This window comes from Kitasatospora sp. NPDC059571, assembly GCF_042735675.1.
GTDB lineage: Bacteria > Actinomycetota > Actinomycetes > Streptomycetales > Streptomycetaceae > Kitasatospora.
The window spans coordinates 1-9,651 of the sequence record NZ_JBHWBW010000298.1 but is presented as its reverse complement, the minus strand read 5'-3'; the positions used below and the strand labels follow the sequence as shown (position 1 = coordinate 9,651).

At 74.9% G+C, this 9,651-nt stretch carries 5 protein-coding genes; all 5 read right to left on the bottom strand.

Features of this window, described 5'->3' with window-relative positions; genetic code table 11:
* Nucleotides 1-17 precede the first annotated feature (17 nt).
* The gene (gene ilvN, locus ACFV0G_RS26770) at nt 18-542 is read right to left on the bottom strand and encodes an acetolactate synthase small subunit (RefSeq protein WP_380553057.1); all 525 of its coding nucleotides are present in this window, start codon (nt 540-542) and stop codon (nt 18-20) included.
* 36 nt (nt 543-578) lie between these two features.
* The gene (locus ACFV0G_RS26765; protein WP_380553054.1) at nt 579-2,429 is read right to left on the bottom strand and encodes an acetolactate synthase large subunit; all 1,851 of its coding nucleotides are present in this window, start codon (nt 2,427-2,429) and stop codon (nt 579-581) included.
* Nucleotides 2,430-2,723: 294 nt separating this feature from the next.
* Nucleotides 2,724-5,792: a putative bifunctional diguanylate cyclase/phosphodiesterase gene (locus ACFV0G_RS26760; protein WP_380553051.1), complete on the bottom strand. Its 3,069-nt coding sequence runs from the start codon at nt 5,790-5,792 to the stop codon at nt 2,724-2,726.
* A 317-nt stretch (nt 5,793-6,109) separates the two neighbouring features.
* Nucleotides 6,110-9,136 carry an AAA family ATPase gene (locus ACFV0G_RS26755; protein ID WP_380553049.1) on the bottom strand — a complete coding sequence of 1,009 codons (3,027 nt, stop codon included), beginning with the start codon at nt 9,134-9,136 and terminating at the stop codon, nt 6,110-6,112.
* Nucleotides 9,137-9,255: 119 nt separating this feature from the next.
* Nucleotides 9,256-9,438, bottom strand: coding sequence for a hypothetical protein (locus tag ACFV0G_RS26750; protein WP_380553046.1), 183 nt, complete (start codon nt 9,436-9,438; stop codon nt 9,256-9,258).
* Between the last annotated feature and the right edge of the window lie 213 nt (nt 9,439-9,651).

Here is a 9,651-nt window from a genome sequence, read left to right as displayed (position 1 = left end):
GCCCGCGCGACGGCCGGCTACGCGCTGCGGTCGAGGGCGCGCAGCGAGCGGTCGGTGATCGACCGGGCGCCCCGGCCGATCGCGACCAGGCCCGACTGCACGAGCTCCTTGATGCCGTACGGCTCCAGCATCCGCAGCATGGCCTCCAGCTTGTCGCTGCTGCCGGTGGCCTCGATGGTCACCGCGTCGGGCGACACGTCGACGGTCTTGGCCCGGAAGAGCTGGACGATCTCGACGATCTGCGACCGGGACTCGGCGTCCGCGCGGACCTTGACCAGGACCAGCTCGCGCTGGACGGCCTGGGCCTGGTCCAGCTCGACGATCTTTATCACGTTGACCAGCTTGTTGAGCTGCTTGGTCACCTGCTCCAGCGGCAGGTCCTCGACGTTGACCACGATGGTCATGCGGGAGATGTCCGGGTGCTCGGTCGGGCCGACGGCGAGGGAGTCGATGTTGAAGCCCCGACGGGAGAACAGCGAGGCGATGCGGGCGAGCACGCCGGGCTTGTTCTCGACCAGGACGGAGAGGGTGTGCTTGGACATGGCGGTCATTGGCTCTCTATCGGTTGGTCGGGGCCGTCAGTCGAGGTCGTCGCCGAAGTCGGGGCGCAGGTCCCGGGCGGCGAGGATCTCGTCGTTGCTGGTGCCGGCGGCGACCATCGGCCAGACCATGGCGTCCTGGTGGACGATGAAGTCGATGACGACCGGCCGGTCGTTGATCTCCATCGCCTGCTTGATCACCGCGTCCAGGTCCTCCGGGCGCTCGCAGCGCAGTCCGACGCAGCCCATCGCCTCGGAGAGCATGACGAAGTCGGGGATCCGGGTGCCCTTGGCCGGCGGCTCGACGCCCTTGTGGTCGGGGCCGGCGTGCAGCACGGTGTTGGAGTAGCGCTGGTTATAGAAGAGCGTCTGCCACTGGCGGACCATGCCCAGCGAGCCGTTGTTGATCACCGCGACCTTGATCGGGATGTTGTTCAGCGCGCAGGTGACCAGCTCCTGGTTGGTCATCTGGAAGCAGCCGTCGCCGTCGATCGCCCAGACCGCGGTGTCCGGCATGCCCGCCTTGGCGCCCATCGCGGCCGGGACGGCGTAGCCCATGGTGCCCGCGCCGCCCGAGTTGAGCCAGGTGGCCGGCTTCTCGAAGGTGATGAACTGGCTGGCCCACATCTGGTGCTGGCCGACGCCCGCGGCGTAGATGGCGTCCGGGCCGACCAGCTGGCCGATCCGCTCGATGACCTGCTGCGGGGACAGCTCGCCGGCCGGGGCCGGCTCGTAGCCCAGCGGGTAGGTGTTCTTCCAGGCGTTGAGCTTGGTCCACCAGTCCACGTAGTCGCCCTTGTGGCCGGCGTCGTACTCGGCCTGGACCGCGACGATCAGGTCGGCGATGACCTCGCGGGCGTCGCCGACGATCGGCACGTCCGCCGGGCGGTTCTTGCCGATCTCGGCCGGGTCGATGTCGGCGTGCACGACCTTGGCGTACGGGGCGAAGCTGTCCAGCTTGCCGGTGACCCGGTCGTCGAAGCGGGCGCCGAGGGTGAACAGCAGGTCGGCCTTCTGCAGCGCGGTGACGGCGGGGACGGAGCCGTGCATGCCGGGCATGCCCAGGTGCTGCGGGTGGCTGTCGGGGAAGACGCCGATCGCCATCAGGGTGGTGACCACGGGGGCGCCGGTGAGCTCGGCGAGGATCCGCAGTTCGGCGCTGGCCTGCGCCTTGAGCACGCCGCCGCCGACGTACAGCACCGGCTTCTTCGCCGAGACCAGCAGCTTGGCGGCCTCGCGGATCTGCTTGGCGTGCGGCTTGGTGACCGGGCGGTAGCCGGGCAGCGAGGTCTCGACCGGCCAGCGGAAGACGGTGGTGGACTGCAGCGCGTCCTTGGCGATGTCGACCAGGACCGGGCCGGGGCGGCCGGTGGCGGCGATGTGGAAGGCCTCGGCGATCACCCGGGGGATCTCGGCGGCGTCCGTCACCAGGAAGTTGTGCTTGGTGATCGGCATGGTGATGCCGCAGATGTCCGCCTCCTGGAAGGCGTCGGTGCCGATCGCCTTGGAGGCGACCTGGCCGGTGATCGCGACCATCGGGACGGAGTCCATGTAGGCGTCGGCGATCGGGGTGACCAGGTTGGTGGCGCCGGGGCCCGAGGTGGCCATGCAGACGCCGACCCGGCCGGTGGCCTGCGCGTAGCCGGTGGCGGCGTGGCCGGCGCCCTGCTCGTGCCGGACCAGGATGTGGCGGACCTTGGTGGAGTCCATCAGCGGGTCGTAGGCCGGGAGGATCGCGCCGCCGGGGATGCCGAACACGGTGTCCGCGCCCACGGCCTCGAGCGAGCGGATGAGCGACTGCGCGCCGGTCATGGTCTCGGTGGTCTGGTGACCCGGAGCGTGGGCTGCCGGGGTGTCCCCGCGGCGGGGGGATGCGGCGTGCTCAGTCATCTGCCTGTCTCTTCTCGGGTTCTGCCGGCCCGGGCAGTTGAGGGTCCTGCCGTGCGGTGGGCCGATCTCCGGCTCTGTCCCAATCGTCCCGATTCGAGGCGGTTGGGGCCAGTGGTCTGGCGTGGGTGGAACGGTTCGCGTGCAACAAAAAACCCCTCGTGCCCAGGGCATGCGAGGGGTGGCGCGTCGGTCTGTCCGAAGTGGAGCACACGGGCCCACTCAGCCGACGCGCCCGCCAAGTACGAGAATTCGGGTGCGCATGGCACCGACCTTCCTCCCCTGCGGTGTCGGGTGTCAAGCTGGTGGGACGGCCGTCTCGCCATGCGGACCGCCTGCCGGACCGCCCACCGTATGCCGTTCCGGCAGGTCGGAAGGGGTGTGATGGTGTCCGGAGCGGCCCGGCGCGCTCTCCGCGCGGCCACTCGGACGGGGGTCCGCACCCAGGTGCGGGCGCCGCCCGGCGAGCGTGCCGAGCGGCCGCGGCAGCGGGTACGCCCGGCGGGCCAGTGCCCGCCGCAGCCGCTGCTCGTCCAGGGCGGGGGCGAACACCCGGCCCTGCGCCTGGCGGCAGCCCAACTCCTGGAGCACGGCGGCCTGCCGGGGGTGGTCCACGCCCTCGGCGGCGGTCACCAGGCCGAGGTCGCGGCCCAGCCGCAGCGCGTGCCCGGCCAGCGCCCGGGTCAGCGCCGAGTCGGCGACGTCCTGGACGAGGCTGCGGTCGAGTCTCAGCGTGTCGAACGGGAGGCGGGCCAGCGCCCGAAGCGAGCCGCCGCCGGCCCCGAAGCCGCCGACCGCGGTGCCCACGCCGAGCCGGCGCAGTGCCGAGAGCCGCCGCCCCACCTCGTCGGCGATCTGGTCCGGGCCCGTCCGGGCCAGCTCGACGACCAGCTGGTCGGCCGGCAGCCCGGTGTCCCGCAGCGCCGCCGCGACCGACTCGTACAGGCCCGGTGCGCAGAGCCGCTCGGCGGAGAGCCGGACCCAGACCGGGACGGCGCCGGCCCGCTCGCGCCGGCGGGTGGCGGCCGCCGCCACCGCCTCGTGCAGCATCCAGCGGGCGAACCTGGTCGCCGCGTCGCCCTGCTCGGCGGTGCGCAGGAACTCGGCCGGGGTGAGCAGCAGGCCCTGGGCGGACCGCCAGCGGGCCTGCGCCTCGACGCCCGCCACCAGGCCGGTGGCGAGGTCCACCAGCGGCTGGTGGAGCAGGGTGAAGCCGCCCTCGCGCACCGCGGTGCGCAGCCGGCCCTCCAGTGCGGTGCGGCGCTCGACGTCGGCGCGCATGGCCGGGTCGTAGAGCACCACCCGGCCCTTGCCGGCCGACTTGGCCCGGTACATGGCGAGGTCGGCGTTGCGCATCAGCTCGTCGGTGCCGGCCTTGGGGTCGGCGGCCGCGGCGGCGGCCGGCGCGATGGCGATGCCGATGCTGGCGGCCACGCCGAGCTCGGTGCCGCCGATCCGGTACGGCTCGGAGAGCGCGGCGCGGACCCGCTCGGCGAGTTCCTGGATGGCGCCGGCGTCGAGCCGGCCGCAGACCAGGACGGCGAACTCGTCGCCGCCGAAGCGGGCCACCGTGTCGCCCGAGCGGACCGCGCGGCGCAGCCGCCCGGCGGCCTGCACCAGCAGTTCGTCGCCGGCCTGGTGGCCGACGGTGTCGTTGACCGCCTTGAAGCCGTCCAGGTCGACGAAGAGCACGGCGACGGCGTGGCCCGGGTCGGCCGCCCCGGGCGGCGTCCCGCCGCAGTATCCGGCCGCGCGCTCGCCGGCCCGCTCCCCCGGCCGCGCGCCGGGGCCCTCGCCGAGCGCGGCGCCGACCCGCTGGGCGAACAGGGACCGGTTGGGCAGGTCGGTGAGCGGGTCGTGGAAGGCGTTGTGCTGGAGCTGGGCCTGCAGCCGGACCCGCTCGGTGACGTCGCGGCTGTTGAGGATCAGGCCGTCGCGGTGCCGGTTGACGGTGGACTCGACGTGCAGCCACTCGCCGGCGCCGGAGCGGATCCGGCACTCCACCCGGGCGGAGGGCTCGCCGTCGCCGCGGCCGGCCCCGTGGCCGCGGGCCACGAACCGGCGCACCTCGCGCAGCACCCGGTCGACGTCCTCGGGGTGGACGAGGTTGAGCAGGTTGCCGCCGACCAGCTGCTCGGGGTCGCGGCCGTACACGCCGAGGGCGGCCGGCGAGACGTAGGAGAGCACGCCGTCCGCCCGGGCGATCATGATGACGTCGCTGGAGCCCTGGACCAGGGAGCGGAAGTGGGACTCCTTGTGGGCCAGCTCCTGGGCCAGCGAGAGGTTGTCGAGCAGCATCACGCCCTGCCGCACGATCAGGGCCAGCCCGACGGTGGCGGCCGCGGCCAGCACCACCCGGTCGATCGGGTGCCCGCCGCCGAGCGCGTTGTAGAGGATGCCGGCGGTGCAGACCGCGGCGGCCGCGTACGGGGTGAGCGCGCTGAAGGTGGAGGCGACCCGGCGGCGCGGCAGGCCGCCCGCCGAGGGGTGCTCACGGGCGTGCCGGCGGGCGTCCGGCGACCACGGCGCCCAGGCCAGCAGCAGGCTGCCGGCGAACCAGCCGGCGTCCAGCAGCTCACCGGAGTGGTAGCTGCTGCGCAGCTCGGGCGAGGTGAACAGGGCGTCGCAGACCACGGTGACGGCGAGGCCCACCATCGCCGTGTGGACCGCCGCGCGGTTGCCGTCGCGGCCGCGGAAGCGCAGGCCGACGACCAGGCTGACCAGCAGGATGTCCATCACCGGGTAGGCGAGGGCGAGCGCCACCTGGAGCGGGTCGCCGGAGTCGCCCTGGGCGGTGCGGCCGAGCGCCAGGCTCCAGCTGAGGGTGAACAGCGAGCCGGCCACCAGCCAGCCGTCGAGCAGCAGGCAGAGCCAGCCGGCCGGGGTGCGCGGGCGCTGGGCGAGCACCAGCAGGCCGGTGATCGCGAGCGGGGCGAAGAGCAGGAAGGCGTAGTCGGCGGGCGAGTCCGGGGGCAGCGGGGCGCGCAGCACGACCTCGTACCAGCCCCAGGCGCCGTTGCCGAAGGCGACGGTGGCCGAGGAGAGGGCGAACAGCACCCAGGCCGAGCGGGCCGGGCCGGCCACCCGGACGCTGTGGGCGAGACAGGAGACGGCGGCCGCCAGGGCCGCCGCCGCGAGGCCGAAGTCGCCCATGACCAGCGAGAGCTCGCGCGATCCCCAGCCGAGGGCCGCTCCGGCGGTGTACCCGCCGCCGAGCAGGACCAGCAGGCCGGCCGGGACGCTGTCGGTGCGGGTCGTCCGGGCCAGCAGGCGGCGCGGCAGGCCGGGTGTGCGGGGCTCCGCGGGTGCGGCGGCTGCGGCTGCGGCGGGGGACACGGCGGGCAGCACCGCATCGGTGGAGTTCACTCGACATCTCCCCCTCCGGCCCGGGCCCCGTCGGCGCCCGAACCTCGGCTGTACGGCTGCCGGCCAGAGCTGACGCGACGTCACCACACTGTCGCAGTGGGCCCGTTCCGCAGTGCCGCACCGGTGTTCCCACTCGTGACACTACACCACTTCGGTCACTCAACGACACACAGGCTCAACTTAGAGTAATGGGCCGGGCGTGGGTACGGCCCGCGGCGGGGCCGCGACACGGGCGGCTTCGGAGCGTGCTGGCGCACGCGGCCCGGGTGGGCGCCCGGCCGGTGATCCGCACGCCCCCCGTTCGGCCCACACAGCGCTCAGACCGCGTTCTCGGCCTCGAAGAGCCGCAGCCGGTGGGCTACCGCCGCCGCCTCGCCCCGGCCGCCCACCCCGAGCTTGGCGAGGATGTTGGAGACGTGCACGCTGGCGGTCTTCGGCGAGATGTACAGCTCCTCGGCGATCTGGCGGTTGGTGCGGCCGAGGGTGAGCAGCCGCAGGACGTCCCGCTCGCGCGGGGTGAGGCCGAGGGCCGGCTCCTCGGCCGCGGCCGGCGCGCCCTCGCGCGGCGGGGCGGCGCTCTCCCCGGTCAGCCGGGCGCGTTCGGCGAGGTGCGCGGCCTCCTCCTCCAGGTAGCGGTCGCCGCTCGCCCGGGCGGCGCCGGCGGCCTCGTCCAGCAGGGCGCGGGCCTCGTCCCGGCAGCCGGCCGCGGCGGCGCTCTCGGCGGCCCGCAGCAGGGCCAGGGCCAGCGGCCCCGGCAGCTTGAGCGGCCGCAGCAGGGCGATCGCGGCGTCCCAGTGCTCGCGGGCGTCCGCGCCCCGGGCGCGGGCGAGTTCGCCGTCCAGCAGCCGGGCCCAGGCGCGGTGCAGCGGCACCAGCGGGTCGAGCCGGGCGGCGGTCTCGGCGATCCGGCGCAGCACGACGGGCCGGCCGAGGTCGGCGGCGGGCAGGCCGCGCGAGTCGGCCTCCGCGCCGGCGCCGTGGACGAGCAGGGGCAGCAGCAGCGCCTCGTGGCCGGCCGTGAGCTCGATGTCGAGGACGGCGAGCAGTTCGTTGCGTGCGGCGAGCGGCCTGCCCTGCCGGGCGTGGATGCGCACCGCGAGCATGGCGGACGGCAGGACGTTCTGCGGCTGGCGGGCGAGGTCGGCGGCTCGGGCCCGCCGGTTCAGCTCCGCGGCGCGCTCCAGGTCGCCGGCGAGGAAGCGCAGTTCGCCGCGGAGCCGGTCGAGGAACTCGTGGTACGGGTCGAGCGGCGGCCCGTACTCCCACGAGTCGAGGGTCGCGGCGGCCTCGGCGCAGCGGCCCAGCGCGGTGAGGGCCTCCACCAGGTTGCCGGTCAGGCAGCCGCCGGCGGTGCCGAGCAGTCCGGTGCGCCCGGCCACCCGCAGGCCCTCGCGGGAGCACTCCAGGGACTCCGCGGACCGACCGAGGCCCTGCAGCAGGCAGGACAGGTTGTTGAGCCCCCGGCAGAGGACGTCGGCGGCGCCCGTCTCGCGGGCCCGCCCGATCGCGTCGGTGAGCAGGGCGACCGCGCGCTCCGGCTCGCCGAACTCGCCGTGCAGGCCGGCCAGGGTGATCCGGGCGTGCTGCTCGACCGCGTCGGCGCCGACCCGGCGGGCGATGTCGGCGGCCTGCTCGGCCACGGCCATGTGCGAACGGTCCGGGTTGCCGAGCATGCCCTGGGCGGCCTCCATGGCCAGCACCTCGGCCTGGACGGCGGACGGGCCGAGCCCGGAGACCAGCCGGTAGGCGTACTGGATCTCGCCGCCGTCCGGCCGCTCCAGGTGGCCGCAGGTCTTGGCGAGCTGGACCCGGAACCAGGCGGCGCGGGCCGGCTCCACCTCCTCGTCCAGCAGGGCCAAGGCCTGCTTCACCAGGGCGACGGCGCGGTCCCAGTCGCCGCTGCGGCGGGCCGCGACGACCGCCTCGGCCAGCACGTCGACGAGCTGCAGGCCAGCGCAGCCCGGTTCGTGCTGCTCGCCCGAGCAGCCGCAGGACGGGTAGGTCTCGGTCCGGTCGTACGGGCGGACCGGGGTGCTGCGCTCGGACTGCGGCACGTCGTCCCAGAGTTCGAGGACGCGCTCCAGCATGCGCAGCTGCTCCGCGAAGGCGTTGCGGCGCCGGGCCTGCAGGGCGGCCTCCAGGGCGGCCGGCAGGGCCCGTTCGGCCTCGTGCGCGTGGTACCAGTAGTTGGCCAGGCGGGCGGCGAGGGCCTCGCCGCGGACGAGGCCGGGGTCGGCGGCCAGGACGGTGGCGAAGCGGCGGTTGATCCGGTGCCGCTCACCGGGCAGCAGGTCGTCGGAGACCGCCTCGCGGACGAGGGCGTGCCGGAAGCAGTAGCCGTCGCCGTCGGTGTCGGGCCGCAGCACGCCGGCGCCGACCGCGGTGCGCAGCGCCTCGATGAGCGTCTCCTCGGGGCGGTCGAGGACGGCGGCCAGCAGGTCGTGCTCCACCCGGGTGCCGCCCTCGGCGGCGATCCGCAGGACCTGCTGGGTGTCGTCGGGCAGGGTCTCGACCCGCACCAGCAGGATGTCGCGGAGGCTGTCGGGGATGCCGGCGGTGCAGCCCTCGCGCTGGGCGGCGGCGAGCTGCTCGACGAAGAACGGGTTGCCCTCGGCGCGGCGGTGGATGCGGTCGACCAGGACGCGGTCGGGTGCCGGGGTGCCGAGGATGCCGGCCAGCTGGGCGGTGGTCTCGGCCGGGCCGAAGCGCTCCAGCTCGATCCGCCGGACGGTGCGCAGCCGCTCCAGTTCGGCCAGGTGGGGCCGGAGCGGGTGGCGGCGGTGCAGGTCGTCGCTGCGGTAGGTGGCGATGATGAGCACCCGGGCGCGGTGCAGGGTGCGGATCAGGTAGGCGAGCAGGTCCCGGGTGGAGCGGTCGGACCAGTGCAGGTCCTCGACGACCAGGACGAGGGTGCGGTCCTCGGCGAGGCGCTCGACCAGGCGCGCGGTGTGGTCGAACAGCCGGGCGCGGCCGAACTCGTCGTTGGGGCCGGCGTCGGCCTCGCCGAACTCGGGCATCAGGCGGGCCAGGTGTCCCTCCATGCCGGCCGCGGCCGCCTCGAAGGCCGGTCCGAGTTCGCTGTGCAGCCGGCGCAGTGCGGTGGCCAGCGGGCCGTAGGGCAGGCCCTCGGCCCCGACCTCCAGGCAGCCGCCGACGGCCGCCACGACCGGGTCGCCGACGCCGTGCAGGAACTCCTCCACGAGCCGGGTCTTGCCGATGCCGGCCTCGCCGCCGACGAGGACGGCCCCGGGCTCGCCCGCGGCGGCCCGGGCGAGTGCGGTGCCGAGGAACTCGGTCTCGCGGCCGCGGCCGACGAAGACGGGGCTGACCGAAATCTGCTCCATGCTGGCGAGCATGGCACAGGATTCGGACACGAACTGAGACGCGGTCCCAGGGAGCGGACGGCCGACGGGGAGGGCGCCCGCGGCGTCCTCCCCGGCCCGTTCCCCCTGTCCGCGGGCCATCAGCATCCGGCCGGTCCGGCGGTGCGCAGCGGCGCGGCCTGGACGTGCCGCAGGCTCCGGGCGAACCGGCGCAGTCTGCCGGCCTGCGGCCCGTCGACCTGTGCGGCCTCCCGGGCGAGCCGTTCCGTTCCTGCCCGGTGCTCGAGTTCCCGCTGGCGCTGCATGAAGAGCTCGTACTCCATCACGGCGGTTCACCTCGTCCTGGTCCCGGTGGTCCTCGGTGGTCTTCCTGGTACCGAGGCTCCGCCGTGAGGGGTGCGGGCCGCATCGGGAGGCTGCCGGATCTTCCGGGCCCGGCGGACTCAGACACCGGGTGCCGGGGACGCAGAATGGGCGGGCGCCGGGCCCACGCCCCCCGCGAGGCGGCCGGGGCCGGCGGCGGTGTGTGATATAAA

Excerpts from the sequence above, each read along its gene's own strand:
- ACFV0G_RS26765 (WP_380553054.1), bottom strand. The coding sequence starts at position 2,429 with ATGACTGAGCACGCCGCATCCCCCCGCCGCGGGGACACCCCGGCAGCC.
- ACFV0G_RS26755 (WP_380553049.1), bottom strand. The coding sequence starts at position 9,136 with ATGGAGCAGATTTCGGTCAGCCCCGTCTTCGTCGGCCGCGGCCGCGAG.
- ACFV0G_RS26750 (WP_380553046.1), bottom strand. The coding sequence starts at position 9,438 with ATGGAGTACGAGCTCTTCATGCAGCGCCAGCGGGAACTCGAGCACCGG.
- ilvN (WP_380553057.1), bottom strand. The coding sequence starts at position 542 with ATGTCCAAGCACACCCTCTCCGTCCTGGTCGAGAACAAGCCCGGCGTG.